The following is a 15,963-nucleotide window of genomic DNA, read 5'->3' on the forward strand; positions in this document are numbered from 1 at the left end:
GGCTCTGGAGTGATCGACATGGCGTTACTGAGCGTGATCCGACGCTGGCATTTTCGAGACCATCTCTCAATCCGGGAGATTTGCCGCAGGACTGGCTTGTCCCGGAATACCATCCGCAAATACCTGCGCGCCAACGGCGTGGAGCCGAAGTTCAACGTCCCGGAGCGGCCGAGCAAGCTTGATCCGTTTGCGGATCGACTGTCGGCCTGGCTGAAGACAGAATCCAAGAAAGGCCGCAAGCAGAAGCGGACGATGAAGCAGTTGCATGCCGATCTTATGAGCATCGGCTATGAGGGCTCCTATAACCGCGTTGCGGCATTCGCTCGGGAATGGCGTGATGATCGGCAGAGAGAATTGCAAACGACGGGCCGTGGGACATTTGTGCCGCTGGCATTCGAGCCCGGAGAGGCTTTCCAGTTCGACTGGTCGGAAGACTGGGCGATCATCGGCAATGAGCGCACCAAGTTGCAGATCGCCCATACGAAGCTGAGCTACAGCCGCGCCTTCATCGTCCGGGCCTATCTGCTGCAGACGCATGAGATGTTGTTCGATGCCCATAATCACGCGTTCCGCGTCTTCGGTGGCATCCCTGGCCGCGGCATCTACGACAACATGCGCACAGCGATCGACAAGGTCGGCCGTGGCAAAGAGCGAGACGTCAACGTGCGCTTCATGGCAATGGCCAGTCACTACGTGTTCGAGCCCGAGTTCTGCAATCCAGCGTCCGGATGGGAAAAGGGACAGGTCGAGAAGAACGTTCAGGATGCCCGTCATCGCTTCTTTCAACCGATCCCTCGCTTTCCATCATTGGAAGCCCTGAATGATTGGCTTGAGCTTCGGTGCAAGGAGTTCTGGGACAAGACGCCACATGGCCAGATGCGTGGCACTATCGCCGACATCTGGGCTGAGGAAGTTCCAGCCCTCATGCCCGTTTCCAGGCCGTTCGACGGGTTTGTCGAATACACGAAGCGGGTCACACCTACCTGCCTCGTGCATCTGGAGCGTAACCGCTACAGCGTTCCGGCATCCTTTGCTAATCGACCGGTGAGCCTGCGGGTCTATCCGGATCGTGTTGTTGTTGCCGCGGAAGGCCAAATCGTTTGTGAGCACCGTCGCATCATTGATCGCTCGCATGATCGACCGGGCCAAACCATTTATGACTGGCGGCATTATCTGGCGGTGGTGCAGCGAAAGCCAGGGGCGCTTCGCAACGGCGCTCCATTCGTCGAGCTTCCCGATGCATTCCGGACCTTGCAACAATATCTGCTCAAGAAGCCAGGTGGCGACCGCGAGATGGTCGATATCCTGGCACTCGTTCTTCAGCACGACGAGCAGGCAGTGCTCTCGGCCGTCGACATGGCGCTAAAGTCCGGTGTTCCGACGAAGACGCATGTCCTGAACCTGCTGCATCGCCTCGTCGACGGAAAAACCTTCACGCCGCCGACCCTCGACGCACCTCAGGCCCTGACGCTCACCAACGAGCCCAAGGCCAATGTCGAACGATACGATACCTTGAGAAAGACGGAGGTTCGCCATGCGTCATAACCCGGCAAGCGGCGCGATCGTCATCATGCTGCGGCAACTGAAGATGCACGGAATGGCCCACGCCGTCGGTGATCTGACCGAACAGGGATCGCCGGCGTTCGAGGCTGCCATTCCAATCCTGTCCCAGCTTCTCAAGGCGGAAACGGCCGAACGAGAGGTCCGATCGACGGCATATCAGCTCAAGACGGCACGCTTCCCCGCTTACCGTGATCTGAATGGCTTCGACTTTGCCAGCAGCGAGATCAACGAGGCGCTCGTGCAACAGCTTCATCGCTGCGACTTCCTCGATGACGCAAACAACATCGTTCTGGTCGGTGGTCCCGGCACGGGCAAGACGCATATCGCAACCGCGATCGGCGTCCAGGCCATCGAGCATCATCACAAACGGGTCCGGTTCTTCTCCACCGTCGAGTTGGTCAATGCGCTGGAGCAGGAGAAGGCCCAAGGTCGTTCGGGACAGATCGCCAATCGCCTCGTCCATTCCGATCTCGTCATCCTCGACGAGCTGGGATACCTGCCGTTCAGCGCCTCAGGTGGTGCACTGCTCTTCCATCTGCTGAGCAAGCTTTACGAGCGCACCAGCGTTATCATCACGACCAACCTCAGCTTCAGCGAATGGGCCAGCGTCTTCGGTGATGCGAAGATGACCACCGCGCTGCTCGATCGCCTTACTCATCATTGCCACATCCTCGAGACCGGAAACGACAGCTTCCGCTTCAAGAACAGTTCGGCTCATGAACCCAAACCGACGAAGGAGAAACGCAGGACCTTGACCACTACGACCACCACAAACGATACCTAAAGGCGGGTCACTTCTCGGTGGAAACGCCGGGTCAGCTCTCAGTGGAAATCAACAGCCGTGCTGGTTTCCACAAAAGGAATCAGCCTGATGAACACCAAGTTTCGCCTTTCTGATTTGGTACCTGCTGGCTTTATCGCCGAACGCATCACTCACATTGACGATGAGACTTGCATCTTCCTTTCCGGAGCTGGCGCGACTGCGTCATGTCCGGCATGCGCGTATCGAGCATCTCGTCCACCATTTAGCGCTTGCACTGGGAGGACGCCCAACGGCGCGGTTTGCGCAGCGGTTGATGCTTCCCGTCAGTAACGATACCTACTACGAGTTATCCGCAGACAGGGATTCCTCTCAAAGTCGTTCAAGGAGCTTGAAGAGATCTTCCGCAAGGCGGCGCGTGACGAGGATCACGAGTTCCTCCGCCTCCTGAATCATAATCTCACCTTCTGGCAGAAGATTCAGAAGACTCCCGCACTCCGCGCCTTTCAGGGGCTAATTCACACTCCGCACGGAAGTCGCTCGGAGCCTTGCGAAGATCCGCGAATTCCGAAGATCGGCCGCTCGACCCGTGCCACCTCAAGTCTCATCCTGGACTCGGCCAACGATGCTTGGAAAGGCAACGGAGCGGGTAAATGCACCTGCGCAGTCTCGTTTCCTAGTCAAACCGTGGAGCTCGAATGGTATCCGCCGTTGCCTGTCATAAGATGCAATTCCCGTTAGAACTGTATCCCTTGCGTAAGACGCCCAACTCGATACTGGATATACCGCTCCCGCAATTGATCGAGATCGCCTGGGTATCGATAGGTGTCACCGGGAATATCGTGTGACTGCCGTTCCTTCAGGCGCAATCTTACACGATCCCTGTATGACGGTTCTGCCGCCAACAATAAACGCGCGTCGTAAATGCGATCTTCACGCAGATAGTGATCGAGCGTCTCGATCTCATCGTAGGTTGCTGTGGGGGTGACTACCAGCAAATCTCTTGGTCCGAAACGCTCGCGGACTCGCCTTAAGTTTCCAGAAACTGCCGCAGGTTCTATCAGCCCGGATGTTACGAGCACCGCCACGTCTGAATGTTGTTCGTTGAGGCTGTGAAACTCTTTTTGGACAGGTGCAATATCTTTGAGAAGTGGCTCTGAAGACAGAGCATGATACTTATTCCAGAAGCAAGTGACGCCAAGGTCCGCGGGTAAGCTTTCAACGTCCATCTGCAACCCGAAACTACTCAGAAAGCCAATGGCAAGATTGTAGTCTGCAGCCCTCACGATCAACTGGACGATCTTCTGGCCTGTTTGAACGCTCTCCGACAAGAATTGTCCGAGAATATTTCCGGCCATGATATCGGGTTCGAGCGAAGCGTCCCTATCGATAAAATCGAGGAGCTGATCTTGGATTTCCTCTGATTGTTCAAAAACCACCGTATTCCCCCCATAGGATGGGCGATAGCTCACCCCATGTCATAGGCTCTCTCAATCTTATCATCTCCTCGAAATCGTCCCCGGATTGTCGGCCTATATGACAACCCGATACCTGACCTCGTACTTTGGGCTTTGTACACTTAAAGTGAACCTGATCTCCGCAAACGACAACCGACATCCCGGGGACGGCAAGAATTATCTCCTCTGTTCGGCTATCAAGCTTTTCATCGCCAGCACAGGTAAATGCTCCGTCGTACTTTGTTGAGAGTTTTCCGGAGACGTATGCCAAGTCAAGCATCTCGTTATTCGGTAGATTGAGAGCGATCGCCTGAAGACCCATGAAGAAGTCTTCGTAGTCACGGCGCGTTGCGTCAAGCGGGATGAGTTTCGATAGGCTGTCAGGGAACCAAGCGTAGTGCCTTTCAATGTCGTTGACGTTGCTTGAGTTAGGGAAAACGACGACTTTCATCTCTTTAGACTTGAAGTCGCGCGTATCGTCGAGTTCTTTTTCGTGCTGACTTGTCGGCACTACAAGACTGTAGGTGGCAGTGATCTTCCGGCCCATATCGAGGAGCATTTGGGACAGGAAGTTTTCAGCGATTGTATGAGGGCCTGAATTCCACTCGACCACCGCGCCTGACTTGATTTCATACCAATAGATGCCATCGGTATTATGTACGACGAAATCATCGATGAACGAGCGAACCTGGACGCCGAATTTAATCGTGGTCGGATCCGCATTCGCTTTCTTAGCCCGGATTGCCTCCTGAGCGATGCGATAGGCTATAAAACGTAGTTCAAATACGACCCCGTTCCTTCCCGAGCCTCCCCCCGTGATCTTGTTTTTCAAATATCGCGCGTCTTCCGCGCTTGATATCCGGTCGACTTCAGCCTGAGTAGGAATAAGTGTCATGTCGATCCCCAATTAGATGTCGATGCGGATAGCTAGCCGGGCGACATTAAATTTCAGTAGACATTCCTTCCAAACTCTCGGACTCAAATACTAAAAAGCAAGGTACTTGGCTCAAGAGAAATCATCGAAAGTCCGGCGTCTTCACCCTGATCTGATCGCTATGCCCTTAGGTATCCACAATATCCCGGGCCTTTGGCATTCCACGCGGATGTGGTGCTGGTCTCCCTCATCATTCCGTTCATGCGCTAACCATTTCTCGCAGATAGCTGCGCGCGGAGGGCTCAATATGGGTATCGCCCTTGTCGAAATCCGCCGGTGGAATCAAGATGGCGCTAGGAATGTTTCTCGTTCTCGCAGGCACGATGAACTCTCACTGGGATGGATCGCATCCTCTAGGCGGCATTGGAGAGAACCATGCCCAAATGGCTCCTCGGCTTACCTCTAGGCCTCCGCTGACGTGGGAGGAAAGGTATTCGCCATTTTCAGGCCATGCGAATATCGCAAAGTTAAGCATGGATTATACTCCTCCCTCTTCTCCTGTACGCCGACGAATGCAGAGAACTCGCGGCCGCGACAATCCGTTCGAGCGCTCCGTAAGATCACGAGTACATGCCATGGGCATTCGTTACAGGATCCATTACCCGGTCCCGGGCATGAAACGCTTCACCTGCGACTTCGCAATACCCGGCCTGAAGATCGCTGTTTTCCTAGATGGCTGCTTTTGGCATGGATGCACCACGCATCCGCCTTCCGTAAAGAAGAACAGCGTTTTTTGGCTGGAAAAGATCGCCCGAAACCAGGCACGCGACATCCGTGTGCGCGAGCATCTCGAAAAAATCGGATGGACGACATTGCGCTTCTGGGAGCATGAACCGGTCGAGTTCATCATTGATAAGATAGCTTCGACCGTCCAAAATCTCCGAGCCGCCGCAATCTCATCTTGAGGACGAGCGCGCGCGCTGTAACACATGAAGGGGGCGTCGTGACAGTTCGAAACTGTCGATCGCGACGTAATTCCGATCCAGACCCAAGGAATCTAATAGACGCTCCGCGTTCCATAGGGGATGGACGACCACGCCCCAGCGGCTGTTGCGCTCGTCGAGGGAGAAGACCGGGATTTCCGGCCTCCCCTTCACGCTCGATACCGTGTTGCCGGGGATGAATGTCCTCGTCTGCAGGGCGAGTTCCCTAGCGGTCGCGGGCCAGTCGTTCAGTTCGAAGTGGCCGTAGTTGCCGTCGATCCCGCACTCATAGCAGGGATCGAGCATCGCCCGAAGGTAGGAAAGCCCGAGCCGCCAGTCGAGGAGGCCGTGAAAGTTCCTGTTGTTGTACCTCTGCAGACACCTGTAGCAGGAAGCTCCGCACCGCTTCATGTGATCGGGGTCCGCGACGTCGGTTCTCGGCCACGCGCCCTCCTCGTTAAGGATGCTGCCGATCAGGGCTGAGACCGGAATGGTGCTGTCACCCAGCAGGTGGCGGCAGAAACCCGAGCCGTTCGGAAGCGCGTCCGATATCTGAAGATACGGCAAACGCTCCCCGTTCCGCGTGTGCATGATGTTCGGCGCCAGCGCGTCGAATTCCTCCGGCGCGATGTCGAGATCGAGGGCTGCGCGCTGGACGATGATCTCCGTCGCCGAGATGGCCGCGGCGCGGACGCTCGTGCGGGATGGATCTCGGCGGCCCATGGAGAGGCCGATATCCATGTCTAGCAGGCGGAGGTTCGGATTGAGGTTGATCGGTCCGATCTGCAGCGAGTTGGTGACCTTTGTGGAGGCGAGCCATGCGCTGATGGGCGGCTCCTCGACAGCCCTGTAGCGGCCGTTCTGGTCGTCGGCAAGGACATCCGTGGCAATGGCCTGTCCCGAAAGCCTCAGAAGCGGCTTGTCAGGCCACCACCAGATGCGCTGGGCGTTGTTGTCGACCACTTCCTGCACCTCGAAGCCTGTGAAGTCCGTTTCATCCCTGAAGCCCGGATTGACAAGGAAGATCTCGGACTGCTCCGCGAAGTTGACGCTGAGATTTGCGTCGGTCTTCTGCTCGTCGGGCTTGCCAAGGCTCGCGAGCGTCATGCGCTGGCCGACCTTGGCTGCAAGGTTCTCGTCCGTGGGGATGAGTTCCGTACGGTATGCCGCGGGCGTGATACACCGGATCCCTGCATCGGCCAGAGGTGCGTCGCAGGCATGGCAGGCAACGGTATGTTCTGTGCCTCTGCTCCACGCGCCACACTGGCCGCAGAAGCGGAGGTGGAAGTCGTCCTTCCTCCATTCAGAGATGGGATCCACCGGGCCATCGAAGTTCGTCGCATGCTGATCAGGATCGAGCAGCACGCCTGTGAACCCGATGCAGCGGTGGCGCAGCTTCTCGCGTGTTCGCACGCTTCCAGGCGCGAAATCGAAGATCGCCATGTCCTGGTCGCGATCAATGGTGTCCCACTCGGCCTCGAAGTTCCCCTTCCCGTTCGCCTTCTTCAGCTCCACGTAGAGATTCCGCGACCGCGTCGGCATGCCGTATAGCGGCAGCAGCCCGCGTTCGGCGAGCGCCGCCGCGATGCCAACCGCCTGGAGTCCGAACTCCTCTTCGAGGCTGTCGATGGCCGCGAGCACGGTGTCCGCCGAGACCGCTGTCAGGATCCTGCCCATATCGCATCCGGACACCGCGGCGAGGATAGTAGCAAGACGGATGCGCTGATGATCTGTCCGCTCCAGTGCATCGGCCAGCCGACTCCGCCAGTTCATATCCTCCCTGAAATACTCTCTGCAGTAGAGGAACTCTCCGTGAATGTCGCCGGGAACGACATCGTCACCGGCCCATGTCCCGCCGGATTCCTCGCGCAGGATGCGGAAGGCTTCAACGAGCCAGAACTTTCGGAGCAGGCGGGACGGAATGTCCGTAAGTCCAGTTGTGATGAACGGAGGCGGCGGGGCCGAGCCCGTGATCTCGATCGGGTTGTGGAAGTAGTGGATGTCGTGGCTCTTGCTGCGGCAGACCGTCAGAACCGTCGAGAAGGCCTGTCCTCGGCGGCCGGCACGGCCCACGCGCTGCTGATAGTTGAACCGCTGCGGGGGCATGTTGCCCTGATAGACAGCCTGCAGGGAGCCGATGTCGACACCCACTTCCATGGTCGTCGTGACGGAAAGCAGATCGGCCGTGTCGAAGAGCCTTCGCCAGCGGAAGTCCTCGTCGCTCTCGTTGTCCTCCTTGACGAACACGCCCTTGAACTGCTGCAGCCTCTCGGCCGGATCGCTCGTCTGGCCCGTAAGCTCCTCGCATTTGAGCCTGAAGTGCGGCTCGTCGCTCGAGATCGCCCGCATCACCCTGCGTCCGAGGAAATTCTCTCCGGATATCTTCGAAGCCGTCAGATGCTCGGGCCGGGTGAGCGTCTCCCCGCATCGCGTGCAGCGTCCGAACCCGGAATGCAGATGAACGCGGCCGCAGCGCTTGCACCGCCAAGCGGCTCCGGCCTGATCGGCGGCACGGAAGTAGAGCATGCTGATGTCGATCGATCCATCGCCTCTGGTCTGCCCAAGTGTGCTGCGAAGCTTGGCCAAGAAGTCATTGCACTCCTGCTCCGGATGCTGGAGGATCTTCTCCATCAGGCGGCGGAACTTGTTGTCGCCCCTGCCGAGCATGTCGAACGCGTTGCTCCAGGCATTGCGGGTCACGTCCTGGAACTGGTTGGGCGTGATCCGGTACGCGTCTGCGAAGATGCGTAGCATCGCGTCGTCGCGCGACTTCTCAGGCGTGTATTCCTCGGAGCGATAGAAGCTGGGCCATCCGAGCCCGGTCTCCTCGAGCGCGAAGTATGTCTTGCTGAACAGGAGGTCTGTCGCGTCCAGCGGCTGATCGTCCTGCACCTTTTCGCGGGCCTTCCGGATCAGCTTGAGCTGTTCCTCGGGAACATCATGCTTCCACGATATCTGATCGTTTCCATCCCTTTCGAAGAACTCGTACCAGGCGTGGCGCTTGTTGATGCGGTTAAGCTTGGTGTCGGCACCCTCAACCGGAGTGGAGCCGAGCTTCATGAGTTCCGTAAGGATCGGACGCGTGAGGTTGCCGACCTTGTCGCGCTCGAACTCGAAGAGCTCCTTGAGGGGGATGCTCGGAGGGTGGCCGGCTGCGTCCTTGCGCTTCTTGAGGGCCTTGAGGCGCGGCTGGAGATGGTCAGCGTCCTTGTCCGCCATCATCAGCGCAGTGATTTCCTGCTTGAGGCGCTGGTACTCGTCCTCGTCTTGAGCACCGTAGGCATGATCGAGCGCAATGCGGGTCGCCGCCGAGATGAGGATCTCACGACGTAGGTCGCGCTGATGCTGCACTTCCACCTCAAGCGCGAGGTTCGCCGCATCCTCGCGGCTGTCGCTGAAGGCGACGAGCTTTCCATCGCCGCCCTGCGCCTTCAGCGAGGCGACCAGTTCGGTAGCGAGGAGCTGGGAAGTCTTGCCGAAACCTGTCCTAAAGCTTCGGATAGGCGACAAGCGGCCTTCGCGCCTCTTGGAGTTCGCCTGACGATAGCGTCCCGAGTAGTCGGTTCCGCACTTGGCGCAGCAGAACGGCACGGCAGTGCCGTCGTCTTCGGCGGTGCGGCTCTGAAACCCGTCGGTGCCTGACCAGCGAAGCAGGTGGCCGGGCACGTCGCCATTCTCTTCCTTTTCACTCACGACACCCGTTCGCGGATTGAGATATCCCGGTGTCCAGCGATATGGTGTCCTGCCTGTCCGGATCTCGACTTCGGGCTGCACCTGGCTCGGCCAGAAGAGCGCAAACTCACGGAAGCTAGCATCCTCGAACCGTATGGAGGACGCACTTTCGGGAAGCTTTTCGAGTTCCTGCGGAGCCGGAAGAAGCGAAACCCTGCGCGACGAGCCTGGATCCGTCTCCCCGCGCTTGCCGCCTAGATAGAGATCTCCGCACGCCTCGCAGTAGAGCATCTCGAAGAGCCGCTTGCGGCCTTCCTGGTCGATTTCCCCGTCGTAGTTCTGGCCACGCTCGATGCTGGGTGCGCCCCAGACCACGGCACCGTCGTCGCCTCGATGGATTGACGCGAATAGGCCTTCGATGTTGCGGACGAAGCAGTGCATCCTGAAGCCGGGCAGCGCCGCGACAGTGGCGCGCTTCGGCGCGAGTTCGCCTGGCAGGACGGTGGCGGGAAGGTCAGGGATGGCGCGCAGGGCAAGCAGACCGCGGACGGCCAGCCTGTCGTCGGCGTCGAACAGCGCATTGCCGATGTCTGTGACCGTGCGCGGGAGCTTCGCACCGGGTTTTTCGGGGTTCTGAAGTGCGAAGTCGAGCATTGCCGCCGCAGTCGCCGTGGCCTCTTTCAGCATGGTGGCCGGGGTCTTTCCGGCAGCGCCGGGTATGCTCGCAGCCGCCGCGAGGAAGCGGTCGAAGAGTTCGCGAGGGCTCCTTCGATGATCCAGTTCCTCCACCACGCGTGCTAGATCGGCGAGGGTTTCGCGGGACGGCATTGCCTCGGGGCGCTGGACTTCGATCGGGCGGCCTGTAACGACGCTCTTTCTCCAAACTTCGTTGATGTCTTCGGCCCCGGCGGTTCCAGCGTCGCCGAACATGTTCTTGAGGTAGTCGATGCTCGCAGGAGCGTTTTCCTCGTCCATCGGCAGCGACGCTGACGAGGCGAGAATGCGCAGCTTGTGGGCGTGGGCCGGATCGGTGAGACCGAGACGCTCAAGTAGTACCTTGAGCAATCCGGCCATTTCTGCACCCGCGGATCCGCGGATAAGGTGGAGTTCGTCGAGCACGAGGAAGAAGCGCGCATCCTTGTTCTCCATGAGCCATGCGCGTGTCTGCGACAGGATCGGGTCATCCACCTCGCGCACCAGCATCGCATTCAGAATCGACTGGTTGGTGACGAGGATGTCCGGCGGGGTCGCCTGCATGTCCCAGCGCGAGATCAGTTCGGCGCCGTCGGTCGTCGGGAAGATGTATCGCAGGTCGGGATCATTTTCGGCCGCGAGCCGCTGCTGGATGGACTGGTAGTGCTGCAGCTCCGTCTTCAACTTCTTGCGTGCGCGCGCGTTCCGCTTCTTCCATGCCTCGTCCTTGCTCTTGCGGGGATGGCTCAGGAAGCCCGTGACAGGGGACTTGCCCGTGTACCGTCCGAAGAAGATGCGGTTCCCGTTGAAATGACGGGCCATGACATCCTGCGCGCCGTCTGAATCAAGCGCCTTGCGCAGGCGCACCATCTGGTCCTCGACGAGTGCGTTGAGCGGGTAGAGAACGAGGGCGCGGACCGCCTTGGGCCTGTCGGGGTGCTCGTTCCTGCGGTGGTGCTGGAATCGGGCACGGTCTTCGAGCCAGTCGTCATCGAGAGGCTGCACGGGTGCAGGCCACGACGTGGCTTCCCGTGCAAGCTGGGCGAGGATCGGCAGCATGAACGATTCCGTCTTACCGGAACCCGTGCCCGAGGTGACGATGCCGGGCGTTCCGTCGCGTGCGCCCTTCTCCAGCATCTCGATCTGATGGAGGTAGGGTGCGTAGGCTCCCTTGATCGCGGGGCTGGACTTGTCCCGGTCGAATAGGCCGGAAAGCGCGAGTTCGACGAAGGCCTGACGTTCGGAACGGGAGAAGTGAGGCAGGCGGCTTTCAGGATCATCGATCAGCCCCTCCAGTCCGTATCCGATGGGTTCGTAGCGTGGAACCGTCTCGAAAATCGGGTCGAGTGCAAGTTGCCCGGGAGTGGTGAGAAGCTCCCGCCTCATCGCCGATACGCGCGGATCATCGATCCGGTACGCCGTATCCAGATAAGCGAGAAATTGATCGATCATCCGGTTGAAGCCGCCAATCGGATCAAACATGTTCAGCCCTCTATGTTCTTAAAGTATTTGTTGTGTTCGTGCTCGTCGCCTGCGGATGTCGCCGCGAGCCATTTCGCCTGCCGCAGGAAGACGTCGGCGAGATCGGAAACCCTCATCCACGATGGAGTACGCGCAAGTGCCTTCGCCAGCCCCTGCACAACCGGGCCTTCCAGTCCGCGTTCGATGAGGAGATCGATGGCCTCGCGGTTCCGCTCCTGATCAGAATTCATCGACGGCCAGAGACCCTCGAACTTCGCGGAGCCGGGGCGTGCAGACTTCGTGGTCGCCAGCGGAAAGAGATGCCGGAGCGCGGAATCGGGGATGGAGATCCGCATGCCGTCGGTGCCTGCGCTCGCGATGACCGCAAGGTTGCGGGGCAGCTTGCCGACCCGTCTCATCTCAACGATCTGCGGCAGCCAATATTCGCAGGGAGCGCTGGTGATGCTACACAATGCCGCTGCGGCCAGCGCCTCTGGCCGCTCTTTCGCTTTGCCTATTGCGGTGAGGAGGCCGGAATGTTCGTCGTTGAGGATATCCGCCAGAGAGACCTTGGTCGGGTCGCAGAACACGATCGCCGCCTCGCCCCCGGCCAGAGCCGTGGCGATGTCTACCGCCGCAGCCGCGGCATTAGCGCCGATGAGCACCGGAACGCTGTCAGTGCTCGTCGCGATGACGGCGGCGATCTCCGAAGCCGACAGACCCGTCGCGACAGCCATCTCGCGGAGGGTCTTTTGCCTCTGTTCGTCGGAAGCCATTGGCTGCATCGGAGGCTGTTCCGGCGGGGCCGCCACCGGATTGGCGGGGACGGCGGTGATCTGAGCGATTTCGTCCCGCATACGGGCGACTTCGTCGCGGATGGCTGCGGTCTCGCGGGAGGATTCGCTCCTAATCCCTTCCGCTGCGCTCGCAAGCCTGTTGCGGAGCGTGTCCTCGTGCTTCTCGGTCTCTTTTCTGAGGAGTGCTTCCCGGTGCGAGAACGTTGCAAGCTTGGCTTCCGCGTCTGTGATGTCGCCTCGAAGCGCAGCTAGCCGTGCGTTGCTCGCCTCCGTCTCGCCGCGGATCTCTGCCTCCAGTTGGATTCGAAGCCGGGCCTTCTCGGATTCCTCGAAGCTGGCGAGCATTTCCTTGAATGCTGGATCCCGTCCCAAAATGTCGGGCAAGATTTCGGCAAGCTCGCTGCGCATTGCCAGTAGTCCCGCAACGGCCGCCAGGTCAGCCTTCTCGTCCTCGCTAACAGCCCTGTCGGCGAGGAGGCGCAGCAGCTCCGCCGGAGCCACAGACCGTGCGCCAACCGGAAGGCTGACCGCAGCAATCGAGCGGGACAGCCATCGCTCCGCCGACTGAAAAATCTCCTCCTCGGAGCGAAGATCGGCGTTTTTCGGTTCCGACCATTTAGGCTGGGAGACGAACACGACGAGGCCATGCGCCAGCCTTATCATGTCGGGTCGGTTTTCTAGCGAGACCGTGGCGACTGAGCGCAGCGACTGATGCCGCAGTCCATAGCGCCCCGCTGGCAGGGCATCGAAGCCCGCGGCCAGCCATTGGCCGGGCCTGACCTCGATCGATGAGACAGGAGCCTCGAGCGGAATATGCAGCGTTCCGTCCAAGAGCGCGGAAAGCCGCTCGTCGGGGTCGCCATCCTGAGGGCTGAAGCCAACATTGAGCCTTGTGGCGGCCGCGAATGACACGGCATCGAGCTTACCGGGCACGGCGAAGTCGTTGGCGATCTTTGGGAGGTCGAAGATGGAGCTTTTTCCACGGATCCTCGTTGTCATCGGTGAAATGGCGGCCGCCAGGGCGGGGACAGGTGTGTCGTCCTTGTGAAGAGCGAGCTTCTGCTCCTTCTTCTCACCACCAACCAGCCAGAAGGAATCCGTGCCGCCAAGAGTCATCCTGCTGTCGCGGGTCTCCTTGACCTTGCCGCCATGGGTGTCGCCATCCTTGACCTCGGCGATGATCGCGATATCGTGTGCGATGACCTGTTTCACCCTGTAAACCGTTTTCCCTGAAACTGACATTCGCTATCTCTTTCCCGGTATGCCGCGGGCGATCCGCGTCGTCCGTGATCTGCTGTCATAGATCGCCCGGCCCCGGTTGGAGGCCGATGCGAGAAGCCTGTCTATCCACCGCGTGCCTTCGGCTTCTTCCTCCCCTTCGTTGTCCGTGACAGACACGAGGCCGGAGATGGCCGCGAGGGAGGAAGCGCCGACGGCGTACTGGTACTGCCACCCGTCTTTGTAAGCGCCAGGAGCGGCATTGCAGAGAACCCTGTCGGATGCCCATCTCGCCCAGCTCGACGGAAGGAGGACGCGAGCGCGCCGTGGCTTGAGGACACCGCCGGACTGGAAGAAAACCGGGCCCCTAGCGCGCAGATGGTGGGAGAGGATCGCCACGGACGGCGAGACGAAGGTCTTCACAGGCTTTCCCTCCACTACCGAGCGATAGAGGAAGGGATTGCGCGATTCCTTCCTTTCAAGCCTGTAGAGACCATCGACGATCTTGTCGTCGTACCGGACTGCGAAGAAGCCACGCTCCTCATCGAGCCTGCCGATCACCTGGTAGCCGTGCACGCCGTCGGGATCGCCGACATCGGCGCGCCCCAGCTTCGACGTGGGCTTGTCGGCGATGGCCATCCTTTCGATGAAGTCGCGGCGCACGCCCTCGTCCGGACACCTGACGGCATATCTGGGCAGCGCCCACTTCGACAGGCCGTTCCATGTCTCTACCCTGGCTCCGGCCGCTCCCGCCGCGGCATGAAGGCGTTCGAGCACCGCGATCGGCGTCGGGCCGCTGATCCTGACGAGATCGGAGCCGACGCGCTCGGCCATCAGAGGATTCTGAAGTATCCGGCGGACCGGGAAATGGCGCAGCAACGTCATCTCCAGCCAGCCAGCATCGGAGAAGGATCGAAGCAGATCCCATTCGGAAGGACGGTCGTGCTCCGGCATGCCTCTTTGGATGATCTCGATGGCCTCGGAGAACGAAAGCCCCCGCGCCGTCCGTTCGTAGAGCGCCTCGCCGATCGTCACTAGCTCATCGCAGGGAGCTATGCGGTCTCCAGCCCATTCTTCGACGGTGGTGATAAGTGATGGCGCCGTGTCGTGGTGGAACTCATCCTCCGAGACCTCCCTCGATAAGTCGAAGGAAAGGCGGCGAAGCTCCCCGACCTCGTTCGCCCGCAGGACAAGCAGTATCTCGCGGGTTTCCCGGTTGCTGCGGGCGACGAACGTTCCTGAATGGATTCCATTCAGGAACGAGAGACCCTCTTCGCTGCGAACCATGTCAATCGGCTTGCCATTCCTCTCCACGCGGATGGCGGCCGGCATCGGACCTGCAATCATCGGAGCCAGCGGCGTGCGGCCAAGGTACGCGCCGCCAACCCTGATGCCGTCCCGCCATCCGAATTCCCTCGGCGCGCTCGCCGTCTGGGCGCCGCCTCCGACCTGGTTTCGAAAGTGGGCAACCACCCAGTTTGCGTTCAGTCCGGCAACAGATCGAATTGCATCAGCATCGCATGCAGCGAGTTTCGCGCTTGTCATCAGGAGGATGTTGGATGGCGATGTTCCTGCCCGGTATTTGCCCCAGCCGCGGCTTTCGAGGAACACGATCCCGTTACGAACCAGCTTTCCCAGAGCCTTTGGAATGAACTTAAGCGCTTCCTCGGGGGTCGAAATCGGTACCCGGTCGCCGAGTGGAGACACCCGAAACAGCTCGTGCTCGCCGAAATTGCCTTCCGCGATCTCGACTTCCTCGAATGCAGCCTGTTCCGCCACGAGCGAATACCACGCCTGCCAGAAGGGTGTTCCCATATATTCGCGGACGCCGCGTTTCCGCGCGATGTCGAATTTTTCGAAGTTGTACACGAACGACTGCATAGTCTGACCGCTCATGTTGGCTGTCGCGATTTTGTTGGCGACGGTAAGTGGGTCGAGAAGCCGTTCCGGAGGAATGGAATCCCGCACCTTTCGCAGCTCCACCTTGTGTCGCCAGGTCGGAAAGGCCATCTGCAGCGTGCGGCCGATGCGGCTGATGTTGTTTGGAATGTTCTCCGGCAGCACAAGATCGATCTGGTGTTCCCGCCAGAGAAACTCTTTCAGGTGCCGCCACATCAGGTCGAGACCGTTCATCGGGAACCCGGTGAAATACTCGTTGAGTTGCTTTGCGAGAAGATCGTCGCGGAAGTCTCGATCCCCGCGCTGCCTTGTCTTGGTCGTCTGCATCCAGCAGAGGAACACGAGGATCCTCACGTAGTCCGGAACACTTCCCTTCCTCGGTGCCATGTCGCCGGAAAAGCGAGCCTTGAGGATGTCGATGTGCGGAAGGGTCTTGATGAGCTGCTTGCGAGCCTCTTCCAGATCGGTGACCCCGAAGATGTCGAGGAGATCGTCATCGGCTACGTAGACACTGGCAACCGGACCGGTGCTGCCCGGAGCCAGAAAATATCTTTCGATGCATTCCGTCTCGAAACTTCTCAATTTT

8 protein-coding genes are annotated in these 15,963 nt (G+C 59.6%); 3 read left to right on the forward strand and 5 right to left on the reverse strand.

Annotation, left to right across the window (positions count from 1 at the left end):
- Window positions 1-18: 18 nt before the first annotated feature.
- Together istA and istB are read left to right on the forward strand one after the other, a co-directional pair.
- Window positions 19-1,545: an IS21 family transposase gene (gene istA, locus NYR50_RS06225; RefSeq protein WP_418137260.1), complete on the forward strand. Its 1,527-nt coding sequence runs from the start codon at window positions 19-21 to the stop codon at window positions 1,543-1,545.
- Complete coding sequence (gene istB / locus NYR50_RS06230) at window positions 1,535-2,347, forward strand: IS21-like element helper ATPase IstB (RefSeq protein WP_418135855.1); 813 nt, start codon at window positions 1,535-1,537, stop codon at window positions 2,345-2,347. The genes istA and istB overlap by 11 nt, the downstream gene beginning before the upstream one ends.
- A gap of 713 nt (window positions 2,348-3,060) precedes the next feature.
- Here istB and NYR50_RS06235 read toward each other — a convergent pair.
- Window positions 3,061-3,762, reverse strand: a complete 702-nt coding sequence (locus tag NYR50_RS06235; protein ID WP_112493532.1) for a hypothetical protein — start codon at window positions 3,760-3,762, stop codon at window positions 3,061-3,063.
- The gene (locus NYR50_RS06240) at window positions 3,752-4,675 is read right to left on the reverse strand and encodes a hypothetical protein (protein ID WP_162695346.1); all 924 of its coding nucleotides are present in this window, start codon (window positions 4,673-4,675) and stop codon (window positions 3,752-3,754) included. The genes NYR50_RS06235 and NYR50_RS06240 overlap by 11 nt, the downstream gene beginning before the upstream one ends.
- Window positions 4,676-5,226: 551 nt before the next feature.
- On the opposite strand from NYR50_RS06240, the gene NYR50_RS06245 reads away from it, so the two are divergent.
- Entirely contained in the window at window positions 5,227-5,619 is a 393-nt protein-coding gene (locus tag NYR50_RS06245; RefSeq protein ID WP_418137261.1) for a very short patch repair endonuclease, read from the forward strand.
- On the opposite strand, the gene NYR50_RS06250 is transcribed toward NYR50_RS06245, so the two are convergent.
- The 3 genes from NYR50_RS06250 to NYR50_RS06260 are packed head-to-tail and all read right to left on the reverse strand — an operon-like array spanning window position 5,611 to window position 15,959.
- The gene (locus NYR50_RS06250; RefSeq protein WP_418137108.1) at window positions 5,611-11,484 is read right to left on the reverse strand and encodes a DEAD/DEAH box helicase; all 5,874 of its coding nucleotides are present in this window, start codon (window positions 11,482-11,484) and stop codon (window positions 5,611-5,613) included. The two genes, NYR50_RS06245 and NYR50_RS06250, sit on opposite strands and share 9 nt — an antisense overlap.
- A gap of 2 nt (window positions 11,485-11,486) precedes the next feature.
- Window positions 11,487-13,472, reverse strand: coding sequence for a hypothetical protein (locus tag NYR50_RS06255; RefSeq protein ID WP_418137109.1), 1,986 nt, complete (start codon window positions 13,470-13,472; stop codon window positions 11,487-11,489).
- A gap of 33 nt (window positions 13,473-13,505) precedes the next feature.
- Window positions 13,506-15,959, reverse strand: coding sequence for a hypothetical protein (locus tag NYR50_RS06260; RefSeq protein WP_418137110.1), 2,454 nt, complete (start codon window positions 15,957-15,959; stop codon window positions 13,506-13,508).
- Window positions 15,960-15,963: the final 4 nt, after the last annotated feature.

It is taken from the genome of Agrobacterium sp. El2ro-1b, assembly GCF_048298475.1.
In the GTDB taxonomy this organism is placed as follows: domain Bacteria; phylum Pseudomonadota; class Alphaproteobacteria; order Rhizobiales; family Rhizobiaceae; genus Agrobacterium; species Agrobacterium fabrum.